Source organism: Paenibacillus sp. FSL K6-1566 (genome assembly GCF_038050475.1).
Taxonomy (GTDB): domain Bacteria; phylum Bacillota; class Bacilli; order Paenibacillales; family Paenibacillaceae; genus Paenibacillus_AQ; species Paenibacillus_AQ lactis.
On sequence record NZ_JBBOSR010000001.1, the window covers coordinates 4,749,746 to 4,766,729 of the forward strand.

At 52.5% G+C, this 16,984-nt stretch carries 12 protein-coding genes, 1 tRNA gene and 1 pseudogene; 5 read left to right on the forward strand and 9 right to left on the reverse strand.

Annotated elements, in window-relative coordinates:
- The first annotated feature begins 167 nt into the window (after nucleotides 1-167).
- A complete protein-coding gene (locus tag NST08_RS21135) occupies nucleotides 168-1,625 on the forward strand; it encodes an alpha-L-fucosidase (protein WP_007127666.1) in 1,458 nt (485 codons plus the stop codon).
- 125 nt (nucleotides 1,626-1,750) lie between these two features.
- Here NST08_RS21135 and NST08_RS21140 read toward each other — a convergent pair whose 3' ends face one another.
- From NST08_RS21140 to NST08_RS21155, 4 genes are read right to left on the reverse strand one after another with little or no spacing between them, the layout of a single operon-like run.
- Nucleotides 1,751-3,340 (reverse strand): glycoside hydrolase family 43 protein, encoded by a 1,590-nt coding sequence (locus tag NST08_RS21140; RefSeq protein WP_210095045.1) that lies wholly within the window; start codon nucleotides 3,338-3,340, stop codon nucleotides 1,751-1,753.
- A 49-nt stretch (nucleotides 3,341-3,389) separates the two neighbouring features.
- Nucleotides 3,390-5,366 carry a YjhG/YagF family D-xylonate dehydratase gene (locus NST08_RS21145; protein ID WP_276824975.1) on the reverse strand — a complete coding sequence of 659 codons (1,977 nt, stop codon included), beginning with the start codon at nucleotides 5,364-5,366 and terminating at the stop codon, nucleotides 3,390-3,392.
- Between the two features lie 16 nt (nucleotides 5,367-5,382).
- Complete coding sequence (gene gucD / locus NST08_RS21150; protein ID WP_213614693.1) at nucleotides 5,383-6,849, reverse strand: alpha-ketoglutaric semialdehyde dehydrogenase GucD; 1,467 nt, start codon at nucleotides 6,847-6,849, stop codon at nucleotides 5,383-5,385.
- Between the two features lie 25 nt (nucleotides 6,850-6,874).
- On the reverse strand, nucleotides 6,875-7,750 hold the full coding sequence (locus NST08_RS21155) for a fumarylacetoacetate hydrolase family protein (RefSeq protein ID WP_213614695.1): 876 nt from the start codon (nucleotides 7,748-7,750) through the stop codon (nucleotides 6,875-6,877).
- A gap of 172 nt (nucleotides 7,751-7,922) precedes the next feature.
- Between NST08_RS21155 and NST08_RS21160 the strand changes: the two genes are divergently transcribed.
- From NST08_RS21160 to NST08_RS21170, 3 genes are all read left to right on the forward strand, one after another.
- Nucleotides 7,923-8,843, forward strand: coding sequence for a helix-turn-helix domain-containing protein (locus tag NST08_RS21160; RefSeq protein ID WP_251537935.1), 921 nt, complete (start codon nucleotides 7,923-7,925; stop codon nucleotides 8,841-8,843).
- Nucleotides 8,844-9,172: 329 nt separating this feature from the next.
- Nucleotides 9,173-9,769 carry a helix-turn-helix domain-containing protein gene (locus NST08_RS21165; RefSeq protein WP_251537933.1) on the forward strand — a complete coding sequence of 199 codons (597 nt, stop codon included), beginning with the start codon at nucleotides 9,173-9,175 and terminating at the stop codon, nucleotides 9,767-9,769.
- A gap of 157 nt (nucleotides 9,770-9,926) precedes the next feature.
- Nucleotides 9,927-10,115, forward strand: a complete 189-nt coding sequence (locus tag NST08_RS21170; protein WP_251537932.1) for a hypothetical protein — start codon at nucleotides 9,927-9,929, stop codon at nucleotides 10,113-10,115.
- Nucleotides 10,116-10,256: 141 nt separating this feature from the next.
- On the opposite strand, the gene NST08_RS21175 is transcribed toward NST08_RS21170, so the two are convergent.
- Nucleotides 10,257-10,970 (reverse strand): WD40/YVTN/BNR-like repeat-containing protein, encoded by a 714-nt coding sequence (locus NST08_RS21175; protein ID WP_251537931.1) that lies wholly within the window; start codon nucleotides 10,968-10,970, stop codon nucleotides 10,257-10,259.
- A 283-nt stretch (nucleotides 10,971-11,253) separates the two neighbouring features.
- On the opposite strand from NST08_RS21175, the gene NST08_RS21180 reads away from it, so the two are divergent.
- Nucleotides 11,254-11,889: a LysE family translocator gene (locus tag NST08_RS21180; RefSeq protein ID WP_251537930.1), complete on the forward strand. Its 636-nt coding sequence runs from the start codon at nucleotides 11,254-11,256 to the stop codon at nucleotides 11,887-11,889.
- A gap of 258 nt (nucleotides 11,890-12,147) precedes the next feature.
- On the opposite strand, the gene NST08_RS21185 is transcribed toward NST08_RS21180, so the two are convergent.
- The 4 genes and pseudogenes from NST08_RS21185 to NST08_RS29955 all read right to left on the reverse strand — a co-directional run bounded on the left by NST08_RS21185 (nucleotide 12,148) and on the right by NST08_RS29955 (nucleotide 16,814).
- Nucleotides 12,148-12,231, reverse strand: a tRNA-Leu gene (locus NST08_RS21185).
- Nucleotides 12,232-12,728: 497 nt separating this feature from the next.
- Nucleotides 12,729-13,871, reverse strand: a complete 1,143-nt coding sequence (locus NST08_RS21190; RefSeq protein ID WP_341342264.1) for a GerAB/ArcD/ProY family transporter — start codon at nucleotides 13,869-13,871, stop codon at nucleotides 12,729-12,731.
- A 14-nt stretch (nucleotides 13,872-13,885) separates the two neighbouring features.
- On the reverse strand, nucleotides 13,886-15,100 hold the full coding sequence (locus NST08_RS21195) for a Ger(x)C family spore germination protein (RefSeq protein ID WP_251537929.1): 1,215 nt from the start codon (nucleotides 15,098-15,100) through the stop codon (nucleotides 13,886-13,888).
- A 99-nt stretch (nucleotides 15,101-15,199) separates the two neighbouring features.
- Nucleotides 15,200-16,814: pseudogene (locus NST08_RS29955) on the reverse strand (spore germination protein).
- Nucleotides 16,815-16,984: the final 170 nt, after the last annotated feature.

Genomic DNA, 16,984 nt, shown 5'->3' on the forward strand with positions numbered 1-16,984 from the left:
CACCGTTTTGACGCTGTTGAACCACATGGAATGATCCTAATATAAATGGATTTCTCCGGCCGTAACAGGTTAATAAAATCCACGATGAGATGAGTATTATCCATTCTTTCCTTTCTACGATAGCGCTATCATAAGAGAACATGAACCGAAAAGGAGGATTGTACTTCATGGATAGAAATGAATATTTGCAAGTGATCGACGGGACGATTGCGAGAGGGCGATTCAAAGACGATTGGGGATCTCTTGGAGCATTTCGTGTTCCCGAATGGTACAGAGATGCCAAATTCGGTATCTTCATCCACTGGGGTGTATACTCCGTACCCGCTTTTAAAAACGAGTGGTATCCACGCAATATGTACATTCAAAATTCAGAGGAATATGAGCATCATATTGCTACTTACGGAGAACACAAACAGTTCGGGTACAAGGATTTCATTCCGATGTTCAAGGCTGAGCGGTTTGACGCGGAAGAATGGGCCGATTTATTCAGACGCAGCGGGGCCAGATATGTAATGCCCGTTGCCGAACATCATGATGGTTTCCAAATGTACAAAAGCGGACTCTCCCGGTTTAACGCCTATGAGATGGGGCCAGGCCGGGATCTTCTCGCTGAAATGAAAACCGCTTTCGAACGCCAGGGACTGGAGCTGTGCGTCTCTTCTCACCGTGCGGAGCATTGGTTCTTCTTGTCTCACGGCAAGGATTTCGATTCGGATATCCGGGAACCGCTTGCACGTGGCGACTTCTATTGGCCTTCAATGCCGGAGCCGGATCATCAAGATCTGGCAGGCTCGCCTCCGAGTCATGAATTTTTGGAGGACTGGCTGCTCCGGTGCTGCGAGCTGGTCGACCGTTTCCGCCCTAAAGTTTTTTATTTCGACTGGTGGATTCAGACCAGCGCTTTTAAACCGTACCTGAAGAAATTCGCAGCCTATTATTATAATAAGGGCGACGAATGGGGATACCCGGTTGCCATCAATTACAAGCACGACGCTTATATGTTTGGCACGGCCGTCCCTGATGTAGAGAGAGGCCAATTTGCGGAACTGAAGCCGTACTTTTGGCAAACCGATACAGCCGTTGCGAGGAACTCCTGGTGCTATACGCCCGATAATGAATACAAATCGCCAGTCGAAATCATTCAGAATCTGGTTGATATCGTGAGCAAAAACGGCAGTTTGTTGCTCAATATTGGGCCCAAAGCAGATGGAACGATCCCCGCCGAGGACCGAGATATTCTCATTGCCATCGGAGATTGGCTGCAGGTCAACGGAGAAGCGATATACGGGACAACGTTTTGGAAAACATTCGGTGAAGGGCCGACGGAAATTAAAGAAGGTCAATTCACGGACGGAACGGCCACAGACTTCACAAGCGAAGATATCCGTTTCACAATGAAAGGATGTTATCTGTATGCAACGGTTTTGGCTTATCCTGAGGATGGCATCGTCCGCATCCGCTCGCTGAAAGAGCGTTCCCCCCACTATCATGGCATCATCCGGGATATTCGTGTGCTCGGGTTCGATGAGAAGCCGACATGGGACCGAAACGATGAAGCCTTATCGATACAAACCGTAACCGTCAAAAGTTCGGTACCGGTCGTTTTTCAAATCGAAATCGAATAATATGGGCGAACGGACAAACCTTCCCCGCCTTCTTGTCAAAACTGCTAGACAAGAGGCGAGGAACTCTTTTTTTCTTCCATCAATCTGAAAAGCCATGTCATATTGGGGGGCATATCAGTATCGGCTTAAATCGTCGTGCTGTTCGTCTCTTTGTATACAAAGTAATCAAAATCAGCGTGTTTCCGGGTCCCGCCAAGATCCTGCACACAAAGACCGATGTAGGTTCCCGTAAACCGGATATATTCAGGAGATTCATCGGACAGATGCGTGATATCGAACCATCCGCCTGCGGGATACCAGGACGGATCATCCTGTAACGCATAGTAGAAGCAGGCACGGTCATGATCAACCACAACCTTTAACCGGATTCCGTTCACCGATTTCAGCGGAATATCCTCCAGCAGCTCATCGTAAACCCCGTATCTGGACTGAATGATTCCCAGGCACTGTCCTTTTTCTTCATGATAAGTTACCCGTAAATAAAGATAGTCTTTCGTGTCGTAATACAGAATCAGCCCTGCCATTTGCTGCGGATGGTCCGGTGCAAACTCCAGACAAGTTTCGGCTTCACACGCAAAAGCCTGCAGTCTTCGGGCGACCATGCTCTGCCTGTGCGTCGAGCTCATCGACTCCATGCCGCGCAGGCGCAAGTAACCGGGACGTTCCGTAAGGCTCAGCCACGTCGGATCCGGCGGAATACGAAGCGTATTCCAATCGCTCCGGAGCATGGGTTGATCAAAGTGGTCCATCTCCGGTGCCGGTTCAAAAGGATGCGGCTTGATTTTTGGTGCAGGCACCTGAACCTCGGGATATCGGTCACCGCTCGCAAGCCGCAGCCAGCCGTCCTCGCTCCACGTGCACTGCTGCAAAGCCGTCTCACGGCCAAGTGTGCAAAACTGTCCATTGACAGGCCGGCCGACCAGATGGGCCATGTACCATTCGCCGGTGTGCGTCTCGACGAGGCTGCCGTGACCGGCCTTCTGCAGCTTTAAATCCGGCCTGCCGTATGAAGTAAGGATCGGGTTGGCAGGATCGACCTCATAGGGCCCTTGTAACGTACGGGATCGCGCTACCGTCACCGCATGTTCATAACCGGTTCCCCCTTCAGCCGTGAGCAGATAATAATACCCCTTATATTTGTACAGATGCGGTGCTTCCGTCAGCCCTAATTCCGTGCCCTTGAATATGTTAACGGCGGGCCCGGTCAGTTTGTGTTCCTGAACGGAAAATTCCTGGAGCACGATGCCCGAGAACCGGTTCTTTCCTTTACGGTGATCCCAAATCATATTGACCAGCCACTTGCGTCCGTCCTCATCATGAAATAAGGAAGGATCGAACCCGCTGCTGTTCAAATACACCGGCTCAGACCACGGGCCTTCGATATTCGTCGCCGTCACAAGGTAATTATGGGTATCTTTAAAAGCGCCGACCCGGCTTTTGACATCTGTGTAAATCAGGTAAAACACGCCGTTGTCATAGCTGAGGCAGGGAGCCCATACACCTCCGGAATCGATGTTGCCTTCCATATGCAGCTGCGATGTCCGGGTCAGCGGAGATTGTATCGGCTTCCAATGAACCAGGTCCCGGGAATGGTGAATCCGTACGCCCGGGAACCATTCGAAGGTGGATGTGGCGATATAATAATCTTCCCCTGCCCGGCATATGGACGGATCGGGATGAAAACCGCGAAGAATGGGGTTCGTGATCATATTCATTTAAGCAACCTCCGGCATGAAAATGATGATTGTACAAAAAGTGATTGTTTCAGTGCCAGCCCAGTACTTTTTTGCCGGCTTCCAGAGCGGTTATGATCCGTTCCACGTCGTACACATTTCCTCTCCATGTCCCTCCGCTGACGGACTGCAGCGCAGCCCACAGCCTGGTGTCATCCGGCAGAGCTTCATCCGGCCGCATATCGGGATGGAAAGGCCTCTGTGCCAGGATGAGAGCGCCTTCCTCCGGCGAAACCTCGACTTCCCCTTCACCGACAAAATTTATGCTGCCTTCCAGCGTGTTGCGATCCACGACGATATCAATCAAGTCACCGTTCCGAAGCTTGCCGATTGGCCCGCCTGCCAGCGCTTCGGGGCCAACATGGCCAATGCATGCCCCGGTGGAAACACCGGAAAACCGGGCATCGGTAATGAGCGACACGTATTTGCCGAAAGACAGATGCTTCAGCGCAGACGTAAGCTGGTAAGTCTCCTCCATCCCGGTCCCTGACGGACCCCGCCCGAGAAGTACGACGACGTCGCCTGCCAGAACTCCGCCGGACTTAATCGCACGGATCGCTTCGCGTTCGGTTGTAAATACTTTGGCTCTGCCTCTGTGACGATACACGCCATGGTCATCCAGTACCGAAGGGTCGATCGATGTGGATTTGATCACAGAGCCTTCCGGAGCGATATTCCCGGTCGGAAACGTTACGGTAGAGGTAATGCCAAGACGCCGCGAATACTCCGCGCTCATAATGACACTATCCGGATCAACCCCGTCCTTCTCTTTCAGCTGCTTCCGCAGCAGATGACGGCGTTCCGACGATTCCCACCAGTCGAGCACCTCGCCCAGCGTCGTACCTGTTACGGTAAGCACGGACTCATCCAGTATGCCAAGCTGCCTGAGGTGAAGCATCACTTCAGGCACTCCTCCGGCCTGAAACACCCGAATGGTCGGGTGGAAGATCGGGCCGTTCGGCAGGGCGCTGACCAGTCTCGGCACATGCTTGTTGACCTGAATCCAGTCCTGCACCGCAGGCACGGTTAAACCGGCTGCATGGGCAATGGCGGGAATGTGGAGCAGCAGATTGGTAGAGCCGCCGAATGCGGCATGAACGGCCATCGCATTGCGAATCGCCGCATCGGTGACAATGTCCGCCATTCTCAGCCCTTTGGACTCCATGACCATGAGTGCGCGTGAGGATTGCCGAGCCATTTCGATCCAGATCGGCTGCCCGGATGGTGCAAGCGCGGCATGCGGCACCGTCATGCCCATCGCCTCGGCGACGACCTGGGCCGTTGCCGCCGTGCCTAGAAACTGGCAGCCTCCTCCCGGTGTAGCGCATGCCCGGCAGCCGAGCTCCGCCGCCGCTTCCAGGGAGAGCTCGCCGCTGACGTACCGTGCGCCGATCGTCTGAATTTTGCCGGCGTCCTCTCCATCGACAGGCGGAAGGGTGACGCCCCCGGGAACGATCACACCCGGCAGCTGTGGCATGCCCGCAAGCGCAAGCATCATCGCCGGCAGACCTTTGTCGCAAGTGGCGACGCCGATCACCCCTTTGCGCGTCGGCAAGGAGCGAATCAGTCTGCGGAACACCATGGCAGCATCGTTCCGGTATGGAAGGGAATCAAACATGCCTGTCGTTCCCTGGGATCGGCCGTCACAAGGGTCGCTGACATAGCCTGCAAACGGAATTCCACCGCGGCCCGATATCTCTTCCGCCGCAGCCTTCATGAGCAGGCCGACCTCCCAGTGGCCCGTATGGTAACCGAGGGCGGCAGGACTGCCGTCCTCGTTGCGAATTCCGCCCTGCGTGCTCAGGATCAGAAACTGTTTTCCGTTCAACTCCCCGGGCTTCCAGCCCATCCCGACATTCTGGGACATGCCGAACAAGTCGCCGCTCGGAGCGTTCCGCAGCAAGTCATCCGTTAAAGGCAGCCGTCCCGCCGCCCCGGGAGCATACGCCATAATATCGAAACAGCTTGAGTCTTTCTCCCCCATTATCGACATAATCTGTTCGTGCATGGCACCCTCCCGCCGCCTAAGACTTAACGAAAACCGTTTTGATGGAAGTGAAAAACTCGATGGCCGCTTGCCCCTGTTCCCTGGAATGCGAGCTCGACATTTTCATTCCGCCGAACGGAGCCTGCAGCTCTACGCCGGCCGTTTCCGCATTGATCCTGACCAATCCGGCATCCATATCCCGGATGAAAGACAGCATTGCGTCGACATTTTGCGTATAGATGGAGGCACTCAAGCCAAAGTCGCTGTCATTGGCCGTCTCTATGGCTTCCTCCAGGGAATCCACCGCGATCAATGCAAGCACAGGGCCGAAGATTTCTTCCCGGGCTATGGACATATGCGGTTCGACCCCCTCAAATACGGTTGGCTGGACATAAAACCCTTCTTCAAGCCCTGGACCGTCCGCTCTTTTTCCGCCGGTCAGCAGCACGGCGCCTTCATCCTGCCCTTTCTGAATATAGTTCAGCACCGTTTCGAGCTGTCCTTCATTCGCGCATGGACCCATCCAGCTTTCGGATGACATGCCGTCGCCCAACCGGATCTCCCGGATTTGCGACAGGAGCTTTTCTTTAAAGGCTTCATATACTTTCCGCTCCACAATGACCCGGCTGGTGGCGGTGCATTTTTGGCCGGTGGATTTCAAGCCGCCGCTGATGGTGGCCTCGACTGCCAAGTCCAGGTCCGCATCTGCCGCGATAATGATCGGATTTTTGCCGCCCATTTCAAGCTGATACTTGGCTCCCCGCCCCAAAGCGGCGGCGCCAACCCGTTTTCCGACTTCGTTGGAACCTGTGAACGTTATCCCGTTGACATCCGGATGCTCGGCAAGCGCAGATCCGATCACCGAACCTCTGCCGCATACAAGATTGAGAACGCCTGCCGGAATTCCCGCCTCCTCAAAGCATTCCAGGATTTTGGCTGCCGTGACCGCCGTTTCCTGCGCCGGCTTTAACACAACGGTATTGCCGTATATCAAAGCCGGGGCCGTCTTCCAAATCGGAATCGCTACGGGAAAATTCCATGGGGCAATGACGCCCACGACGCCAAGCGGTACACGGGTCGTAAACATCAGCGCTTCGCTGTCCGTCGAAGGAATGACATCGCCGATTTTTCGCATCCCTTCGCCGGCGTAATACCTTAGGATCGCGACGCCGCGCATCGTCTCTCCCTTAGCTTCTGCAAGCGTTTTGCCCATTTCCCTCGTCATCGCCTCGGCGACCTCGTCGGCCCGGCGTTCCAGCACATTAGCTGCCTTGTAGAGAACATTGCCGCGTTCCGCGCCGGTTAATCGCCGCCAGGCTCGGCCTGCTGCTTTGGCCGCTGCGACAGCACGGTTCAGATCCTCTATACCGGAAACCGGTACATAACCGACTACCTCTTTCCGGTTTGCCGGATTGATGCTGGGTTCGGTTTCTCCGGACGCAGCCTTCACCCATTCTCCGTTGATATAGTTCCTGTATACTTGCTCTCTTTGAAATGCCGTCATGGGAATACGCCCTCCTTATTAAAAACTAATTTGATAAAACAGGGTTCACCAGCGTACCGATACTGCTGATCGAAATTTCAATCCGGTCTCCGGGCTCAAGCGTAAAATCATTAGGCGGCACAATGCTTGTGCCTGTCAAAAGCACCGTACCATCGAATAAATCGTTGTCCTTTGCCAAGAACGAGACCAGTTCATCCAGCTTTCGGTTTAATTCACTTGTACTTGCCTGGCTCTTCACGACCATGCGCCCCTCGCGGTAAATCTCGCAGAAGATGCTGAATGCATATGGATTCTGCACCGTTTCCGCAAGCCGGATGGCCGGTCCGATGGAGCAGGAATTGCGCCATATTTTTGCTTGCGGCAAATACAGCGGGTTCTCCCCTTCGATATCGCGGCAGCTCATGTCATTACCCACGATGTATCCCACTATACTTCCATCAGCGGCAAGGACTAGTCCCAACTCAGGCTCTGGAATCTGCCATGTGGAATCGCTGCGCAGCGTAACGGCCTCGTTCGGTCCGATGGTGCGGGCGGCCGTGGATTTGAAAAAGATTTCCGGCCGCTCAGCGTCATAGACTTTATCGTAAAATGTCTCCGCATCCAGTCTTCCATCCGTAGCTTCATAATTTCGTGCTTCGCGGCTTCGTTGATACGTAACACCCGCCGCCCATACTTCCGGCGCGTCCAGTGGCGTGACAAGATGCAGAGAAGTCCAATCACCAGCCAGCTCACTTGTCGGGCTAAAAGCGCTTTCAACCAATTGAACAGGAGAGATCCCGCGCTCCCTGGCTTGATGGATCAAAGTCATAAAATCCGGCTGCGGCAGACGATAGGCTGTTTCATCATCCGTAACGGCTGCCAGCCGCTTCTGTTGCCTGTCTAGAAATCGAATAATTCTCATTCAGGCTTGCCCCCATTTCTTCCCCATCGGGTTGATATTACTACCATAGCACCACCGATCGCCCATGACGATGCGCTAATCTCTACGACGATTTACCCTTTTCACGCATAATTTTTCTGTTAAGATGAGTCTAACCGTTACGGGAATACAGGACATACCGAGGAGGTTTGCTGTGACCAAGCTTTCCGAAGCCGCGTATTTAGGTCGTCTGCCCGATGTTCGCATGTCTTTTCAATTATTGGGGCTGCATGCAAGAAAAGTGGATTCCCGCTGGACTTATCCGTCCCACGAGCATTCCATGTACGAAATTCATTGGATGATGGACGGCGAGATGAATATGGTGGTCAATGGACAGCTGTACAAGCAGTCCGTTGGAGACTTGTTGTTCATTCGCCCCGGCATGACACATTCCTGCACGTGTGCCGGTCAGCAGGGTTTCACTTACTTCTCCGTTCATTTCAGCGTTCACGATACATCCTTTTGCAGAGAACTCAACCGCTGCAAGGACATTTATTATCCGGCAGATTCGGCTTTAGCCCAGGGACTGTCTTCTTCTCTGTCTACGCTGTACAATCTGGCCACAGAGCACTTATCCAGCCCGCTGCCGGCCTCCAAACAGATGAGGGTCCATGCCGCCGTATTCGAACTGCTCGGCTCCCTGGTCGGACAGCTGTCTCAGACCACATCCGTCACCTTATCCAGAAAAGAATCCATCGCGCGTCAGATCGCCGAGCAAATCGAGGACTCCGTAAGATATATTCATCTTCACGGTGAAATTCAGGAGACCGAGCGAACCTGGATCCAAGACATCGCCAAGTCGCTGAACCTTAGTCCGTCGCAGGTTAATCGGATTTTTCGGCAGGTATACGGCAGAGCACCGCGCAAGTTTCTCTCCGAAACCCTCCTGAATGAGGCCCAGCGGCTGTTGAAGCAAACAGACCTAAGCATTGACCATATTGCGATGATGCTGGGGTATAAGACCAATGCGCATTTCAGCCGCCAATTCAAGCGGTGGACCGGCATCGCACCAAGCGAGTTCCGCATCCATTCCCAGCAGCCATCGGCAGCCGGACCGGATCACCCGGATTATTGAACCAAATTGCGAATAGAACCGGCCGGCGGCAGGTTTTTTGTTAGGCATCGACAAGTCTAATGAAACATTTAAGCTTTGTAGCCAACTGTACACCCTACGAGATACAGATCATTTGATATTCGTTGAGTCGACGAGACATCATCACTTTAAGGTTGTCGGATTCATACTCCAGCGGCGTGTTTCTGGGTACGGCAAGCACTTCTTTTCACAGGTCTGTCGCAGTACACGTTGATTATGCAACAACGAAATGGAAACAAATGTTTAGACGTTGGCTATTGAAAAGTTAGTGTCGAATATTGTAGTATTGTGTTAAAAAAATCGGAGGAATTATGCCTACACCATTGCAGCAAGAAAAACACTCCATTGAGGCGTGGTCCCTGATCAATCGGAAATATTTGGGGAAAGGCGTGCGAGTCAAGCGCTTTCGGAGGCCGACCCGCTGCCAAATTCGCAACCGCGTCCTCCTTGCCATTCTAATGGCCAATGACATCAAACTGTCTCAGCTTGCCGAAGAATTGGGAGTTTCCTCGCGCAGCGTCAGTGCTTGGGTATATGAGGGGCGCGTACCCGGAAAGCAAAATCTGGAGAAAGCCTGCAGTTACCTCGGGTATCCCCGTCATATTCTGTTCCGGGAGGAGCTGCTGGAGCAGTCCCCGCTGATCTGCCAGCCTGCACCGTCGCGCTTTATGAAGCGGACGTTGACGCGCTCGCCGGTCAGTAACCGGATTCTGACGGGCCTATGCATGGTGCACGATTTGTCGGTAAGCGATGTGAGCCGCTGGATCGGCGTGCATCCCGGCACATTCCGCAAATGGCTGCATCAAGGAACGGTTCCATCGGCAGCATTCCAGGAGAAAGCGGAACAATTTTTCCGCATTCCAAAATCGATCCTGTTTGCAGACTGCATCCTGAACAAACAATCGTAAAGCAACAACGTAAATCGATTCGAAAAAGCACTCATAACCTCTTCATCAACCGCTCTGCGTGACCTTACCCGGATTAAGGTGCGCCGAGTTTTTTTCTTCTTGCCGGCATGTTTATGGCGTTAACTGGGAATATTGTTCGTTGAGGTGATGGTCTGGCATGAGCTTAAATCAGAAGAACGGTGCTGCGCTGGGTCTGCTGGCAGGAACGACGTTCGGCAGCGGCATCGGTTTTTTGCTGGGATGGCACTCCTACGATCTGGTCGGCAGCGTAGCCGCCGGCGGTATTCTCGGCATTGCAGGAGGCATATGGCTCAGTTGCCGAATCCTGTTTAAGGAGCTGCCCTGAGGGAAGCGCCCGGTGGAAACAACCGCAGGAGCAAAAATATAAAGCAAACAAGCAGGCCGGATAAGAGAGCTACCATTTGCCCGTGCCTGCTTGTTTTACGTTGGTGCGGATTTCTTCCATGCCGCCTGATCTTCTTCTATGTTACAGCCATTCGCCGTGACCGTGAAAATCCTGCTGGTGATTCTGAAGCCGCCAGCCAATCAACGGCTCCCGCAAATCTTCCGGTTTCCGGGTCGTATCCGGACCCTCGGATTCTCCCCAGGTTTTCCCCCCGTCTTCCGTTCTCGCCGATCCGCTGAACCCCGTGTCCGGCGATACGAAATGAAGAAATCCCCCATTCGGCGTCCTGCCGATCTTGTTCCAGACCTGTCCCCCGTCCGTCGACTGATATAAATCATTGTTCTCCATGACGGCCCATACGTGGTTTGCGTTCAAGGCAAAGATTTGGCGAACCGTCTCCTCGGGATAAGCCTGCACCTCCCAATCGGTTCCACCGTCATCACTGAAGGCAATCCATCCGTCTCCCCCAATCCAGCCTGCTTGGTGATTGATAAGCCACATGGCCGTCACATCCGTGAGATCCACTTCGTCCTTGCTCTTTCCATCCGCTGCGCCACTTGAACCCTGGCCGGCAGGTTCTGATGGGTTCCCCTCGGACTGATCCGTCTTCGAGGATTTCCCGCCGGATGCCGATCCGTCCGAATCGCTCCGCTTCCCGTCATGGTTCTGCGTAAGCGATACGGGAGCAGGAGCGACAACGCTGCTCCCGGAATCGGGCGCCTCACAACCGGCTGTCACGGACAGCAAGACGACCAGCAGCAACCATGTGCCGAACCGGTTTCGTACGTTTGCCATTTCGACCACTCCCCCTTCCCGGTCAAATTCCCCCTGCTGTCAATCTATCCATGATGGAACGGCGATAACATAACGCCAGCTCCAAGACCATTCAATTACTATAAGTATAATGGCAACACCCCATAAAACGGAACAGGAAAAAACGCTTATCCGGCAGGTTCTAAGAGCAGCATAATTATCGATTCACCTGCTTGCCATTTGAATCACTTGACTCTAATATAGGGACAGGATGGTTTGAGTAACGACAGACCCATCGCTTTAGGACCATAAAGGGGGATTGCAAATGCTCGATTTTCCGACTCTTATGACGTACATCATCGTTGTTCTTGGTCTATTTTTGATTCCAGGACCCGCCGTTCTCCTCACCATTACCCGCACCGTTCAGAACGGGCGAAGAGGAGGCATAATGGCTGGGCTCGGTATCGCTACCGGGGATTTCCTTCATACCTTATTTGCAACGGTAGGTCTATCCGCAATATTGATGACTTCGGCACTTGCCTTCAATGTTGTTAAATTTGCAGGCGCAGCCTACTTGCTATACCTAGGGATTCGCGCAATCCTAAGCAAGCCCTCCGAACCGCAAATGCCCCAGGTTGAATCGGCAGGCTCCCTGAAATCCTATGCCTCGGCAACTGTTGCTGAGCTTCTTAATCCGAAGACGGCCCTCTTCTTTCTGGCATTCCTGCCTCAATTTATTCATCACGAACGCGGTGAAGCGGTCGGGCAGTTCTTAGTCCTGGGATTGATCTTTGTGATTCTAAGCATATTGTATACAACCACGATTGTATTAAGTGTCTCCACGCTTGGAAGAGTGGTTAAACGGACGCCATGGATCAGGCGCCTAAGCCAGTGGAGCGGCAAATTCGTTGGAGCAATCTACATTGGACTAGGCCTAAAGGTAGCATTCCAAAGACAGTAATGGAAGAAACGTATCCCTATCAAGGCGCTTAAGTGCACGGTGCCGGCAGACAAACTTATTGCAGATGCAACCCCCACTTATTGAATTGTGGGATACTCAGCGCATGAGAACAGCTCCGAAGGGAGCTGTTTCTTATTTTCGTACAACCCTCATCACGCTTTCAACCGATGATACGAGCTGCGGAAAACTCAGATATACAAAAAAGCTCTTGAATTGCCGCAAGGACAAATTCAAGAGCTTATTCGCTGTTACATTAGATGCGGTCGAGAGGACTCGAACCTCCACGGGGGTTAGCCCACACGGACCTGAACCGTGCGCGTCTGCCAATTCCGCCACGACCGCATGTGTTTGGGTTATTAACTCGTTGTGATCACCGTAATTAAGAGTATATAACGACTAAAGTTAAAAAGCAAGCATTTTTTTAAAAAAAATGTCGAAAGCATGGTATGCATCATGATGGCGTACCGCATGACCCGCTCTCCCGCTTCGGTATTTTTAACCTCCCTCCCCTCCATACTATAACAGGACGGGGTTATAAGAGGCGCCAATCCGATTGACCCCCTAAGACGAAAGGCGAGGTGAGTTGCATGCTCCTGAAAAAATATTCGATCATGTTATTAACCGCCGTATTATGCTTGACCATAACGATCCTTACGGACATCCTCTTCGGCTTTCCGTGGTACAACTTTATCATTAACTGGCGTTTCACGCTCTTCTCTCCCGTTGAGAGAATCACCGTGATCCTCTTGCTAGCTCTGCTGGTTATTCCGGATCTTTATCGCAGCTTCCGCAAGAGGAAGCATGAAACGAGCCCCCCTAGAGCGTCTGGGGAATCGGATTCAGGAACCGGAAGCGGGTCCCGAACCCGGGCCGGGTGCAGAACCGGAACGCCTTCCGAGGATGGCTTTGCGGATCAGACATATGATCACGAGCAGGAGCGGTAAACCGATGGAATAGAACGGGAACACCGTATACAGGTAGGCTCCCCCTTTCATTAGATGCTCGCTGTAAGAGCGGGCAAGGATAATGGAGAGGCCGAGTATGACCAGTGCATAGGGATAAATTAATTTACGATACGGGATTTTGAACAATATGGAGGAACTGATCAATGCTGCATAATAATATAGGCTGATTTTAAAGAACACGCCGATGATCAGAACCATCACGATCAGAATTTGCGTCCGCTCGATAAATTCCGAAATCTCTACCTTCCCCATCATGGTCAAGAGCGGAAATACCGCCCGTTCGGTAATATCCGCTCCCAGTACTGAAATCGTGATCAACGACACGTGAGCCAGGATGACGCCGGTAACCAATATCGCCAGCAGTCCTGCTTTCACCCCATTTTTGGTATGGTTAACCGCCGGAAAGATGGCCGTCGCACAGATAAGCTCGCCAAACGGAAAATGAATGTTTTTCTTTAGCACCGATTCTAGAATCGGCTGGAATCCTTCACCCATGACAGGTAGGAGGAGCTGAAGGTCAATGATCCCGGAAAATAGAATCACGATCCCGCTGAACACCCCGATCATAAACATAATCGCTAAAAAGATGGTAGCCGTCCGTGCCAGCACCTCCAAGCCTTGATGCAGCACATAGGCCACCGCCATGATCATGAGCAGATTCACGATCAGAAGCGGCGTTTCCCTCAACGCGGCGGACGCCATGACCAGCAGTCCCCCGTCTACGAGATCTCGAGCCGCTGTGAACATATAAAGGACGGCATAGACTAGTCCTACAAGGCTGCCGACATATTTCCCGAGCAATAATCGATAATCCTCCACTGGCAGTTTGTCGGGAAATGCCGTGTACAAATACGCATTCAAGGAGAAGATCAGCATGCCGATCACCGTTCCGATGAGCACGGCTATCCATGCATCCCGGCCTGCCTCAAGTCCCAAATTTACGACGAGCGTCGTGCCGAACTGAAACAGAACCAATATCGAGAAGAATTGAAATGGGCTGATTTTCACCTTTTCCATTTGACTCTCCTCCTTCATTGGTTGTGGATCTTGTATAGAACGGAACGATCCCTCATTTGAGAATTTCGTATCACCGGTTTCACATGGTATTTCACTTGCACCCGTGGAAAGAGCTGATCCCAGCGATTCTTCATCTTTCGCCAAGCGGACGGATCGGACCGTTCCACAGCCTGACCAAATCCCAGAATATCGCTATTCACTTCCTTGCTCTTACGAACGGCTAGCTCCATAATACGAATAACCTCTCTCGAGGCTGCGTCCTCCAGGAGCTTCATCGTTGCCGGATTTCGCAGGTCAATCGCGCTGTTCACTTCACGGATCGAGAAATTAGGCTCCACGTGAATGTGAATAATCGGATTCGCAGGATCTTCTAAGTCAGCGAGCAGCCTTGTTTTGGACCGCATAACTTCAAGCGATATTTCTCCACCTTGATCAAGTAACTTCAAATGGATCGGCGTGATTTTCATTTTATTCCGGATCCAAACGGTGCCGCGGGATTCGTCCGCGTTTAACCAGCTCACAAGACGATCCCCTTTAAATACAGCCATTTGGGAGATGACCGCCAATCCTTCTACCTTCGCGTTCTTTAAGGTTTCCATCTTCGATGCCTTTTCGGCGCTGCCTTCGATCATCACTCCGTTCACCAAAGGCCCGCCTCCCGGGGTAAGCAATCCACGGATGACATCATCTACCTCGATCCGAAAATTCTCTCCAAGCTGTCCCGACGTTAAATCGATCTTCTGCTCGAGTGCAAAAGCCGTGATTTTTCCAATCGGTGTCATTGCAGACACGACATCCTCTGCGGTTTGTCCCTGGGTTGCAATCAATACTTCGGCATTCAGCCGGATATCGGAGTCTCTGTCCAAATAATCGAAGAGATCGATAATGCCCTCTCTCGCCACGCGATCCGAGATGACGATCAGACCGGTATGGGCGAGCGAAATGATACGGGGCACTTTGCGGGAAGCATTGCGCATCGCTTCGACTATGCTCTTCCCTGATGCCTTATATACGGAGGTAGGCGTTGCTCCTCTGCCAGCCTTCCCCGAAATTTCATCGGCGATGACCGTCTGGAAGGAAACGAGATATTCCTTCTCCTCTTCCTTCCAATCCACGCCGATACCGGAGACTATTGCACGCTTATTCAGCTCTACCACATCCCAGCAGCCGCTCAGCAGACCGAGACAGCAGCATATGATCAGAATGGTCAGCCCTTGATGTTTGCGCATATCTCAGTTCGCCTCCCATCATGAGTTACGATTTCCTCCTGCTCCGTTCGCAGCCGTATGCTGCCCCCTTCCCGAAGCGCTTCCGCCATCGGCACCTTGTTACCCCGACCCGCTCATCCTCCCATCCGAGTCTCCAGCCAAGGAAGTGTCTTGATTCGATGACGCTCCAAATCCGGTTGAAGACTCCGCAGCTTGAGTTTGCAGCGGCTGAAAGGGTAAACAGATGATCGCATCCTTCTGATTCCTGAGCCGGAATGGACTGATTGGCGACATAAAGGGTACACCGAAGGACCGGAGACTGTTCATATGCGCGATCAGCACGATGACGCCCAAGGTCAGCCCATAGAAGCCGAACATGCCGGAGAGAACCATGAAGCCAAAGCGAATCAGCCGTCCAGCGATGGACAGGTTGTAGGCCGGAAGCGTGAAGCTTGCAATACCGGTCAATGCCACTACGATAACCATCGCTGGCGTAATCAGACCTGCTTCAACGACAGCTTGTCCGAGGATGAGCGCACCGACAACCGAAACCGTCTGCCCAATCGCCCGCGGCATCCTGACACCGGCTTCCCGCAATATCTCGAACACAACCTCCATGAGCATCGCTTCGATAAAAGCCGGAAAGGGGACGCCTTCACGTTGGGCAACCAGACTGATCAGCAGCTGCGTCGGTACCATTTCATAGTGAAACGTTGTTAATGCGATATAAACAGACGGACCCAGAATCAAAATAATAAAGCTGATATAGCGTACGAGCCGCATGACGATGGCGATATCGAAACGCTGCGCATAATCCTCAGGCGACTGAAAGAAATGGGCAAATACCGTTGGAAGCACCAGCACAAAAGGGGTTCCGTCCACCAAGACAACGATCCGGCCCTCCAGCAGCTTGCTCGTCGCATCGTCAGGACGCTCCGTGTTATATATCGTTGGAAACGGAGTAATGGTCTTATCTTGAATGAATTCTTCAATATAGGCAGACTCCAATATCCCTTCAATCTCAATCCGGTTCAGCCTATCCTTGATCTCCCTGACAATCCCCGGATCCGCCTTGCCCTTGACGTACATGATGGCTACGTGGGTATGGGTGACCGATCCGATCTTCATCGTTTCGAGCCATAGCTGAGAACCGGATGAGTGAAATATTGGTTGCAATGGACTCCACAAAGCTGTCCTTCGGGCCGCGGACGACCAGCTGCGAGGTTGGCTCGGTTACGGATCTCCATTGCCCGCCCTGAGTGCCTGCGATAATGATGTGATCCGCCCCCTCAAACAGGATGACCGTGTCTCCAGACAATATCGCCAGCATCGCTTCATTCCAATCTGCACTCATTCTGGATTCGCCCATCGCAAGTCCGTCTTTCATGACCATATCCAGAAAATCGGCCGGGCTGCGCTCCTTCTGCAGGAATTCCTTGCTTAATTGCAGCAGCGATTCCATCACATCGTGATTGATCATTTCCGGATCGCTGAGCCCGTTTAAATAAACGATGGCGCAATTGGCCTCGGACGCTCCTCCAAGCTTCAATTGCCGGAAAATGATATCCGGGCTGTTCCCAAGTTCTGTGCGGATGCGGTCCAGATGCTCCTGTAAATGGTCGGCCGGCTCGATTCCCGCAATTTTCCGGGAAGCTTCCTGCCCCGGCGCATCCTTCCTTGGGGCGAAGCGGCGGCCGCGAGGCCGGTAGCGTAGCATTTCGTTTCCTCCCAGCATGCAAAGCTCGAGTTACCTCCATTATTTGCTTTACATGCCTTTTTCATGCGGAGCAGCAAGGAAATGAATTCCTTCTCCGGCCGTGAAGTAGAAGCGGATCCATCCATCTATATATCTATCTTCTAAAAGGAAATCTTGGTGATGGTCATTCTTTATGGGGTGCAACCTTA

Excerpts from the sequence above, each read along its gene's own strand:
- NST08_RS21155 (WP_213614695.1), bottom strand. The coding sequence starts at position 7,750 with ATGAGAATTATTCGATTTCTAGACAGGCAACAGAAGCGGCTGGCAGCC.
- NST08_RS21165 (WP_251537933.1), top strand. The coding sequence starts at position 9,173 with ATGCCTACACCATTGCAGCAAGAAAAACACTCCATTGAGGCGTGGTCC.
- NST08_RS21180 (WP_251537930.1), top strand. The coding sequence starts at position 11,254 with ATGCTCGATTTTCCGACTCTTATGACGTACATCATCGTTGTTCTTGGT.
- NST08_RS21145 (WP_276824975.1), bottom strand. The coding sequence starts at position 5,366 with ATGCACGAACAGATTATGTCGATAATGGGGGAGAAAGACTCAAGCTGT.
- gucD (WP_213614693.1), bottom strand. The coding sequence starts at position 6,849 with ATGACGGCATTTCAAAGAGAGCAAGTATACAGGAACTATATCAACGGA.
- NST08_RS21190 (WP_341342264.1), bottom strand. The coding sequence starts at position 13,871 with ATGGAAAAGGTGAAAATCAGCCCATTTCAATTCTTCTCGATATTGGTT.
- NST08_RS21170 (WP_251537932.1), top strand. The coding sequence starts at position 9,927 with ATGAGCTTAAATCAGAAGAACGGTGCTGCGCTGGGTCTGCTGGCAGGA.
- NST08_RS21135 (WP_007127666.1), top strand. The coding sequence starts at position 168 with ATGGATAGAAATGAATATTTGCAAGTGATCGACGGGACGATTGCGAGA.
- NST08_RS21140 (WP_210095045.1), bottom strand. The coding sequence starts at position 3,340 with ATGAATATGATCACGAACCCCATTCTTCGCGGTTTTCATCCCGATCCG.
- NST08_RS21195 (WP_251537929.1), bottom strand. The coding sequence starts at position 15,100 with ATGCGCAAACATCAAGGGCTGACCATTCTGATCATATGCTGCTGTCTC.
- NST08_RS21175 (WP_251537931.1), bottom strand. The coding sequence starts at position 10,970 with ATGGCAAACGTACGAAACCGGTTCGGCACATGGTTGCTGCTGGTCGTC.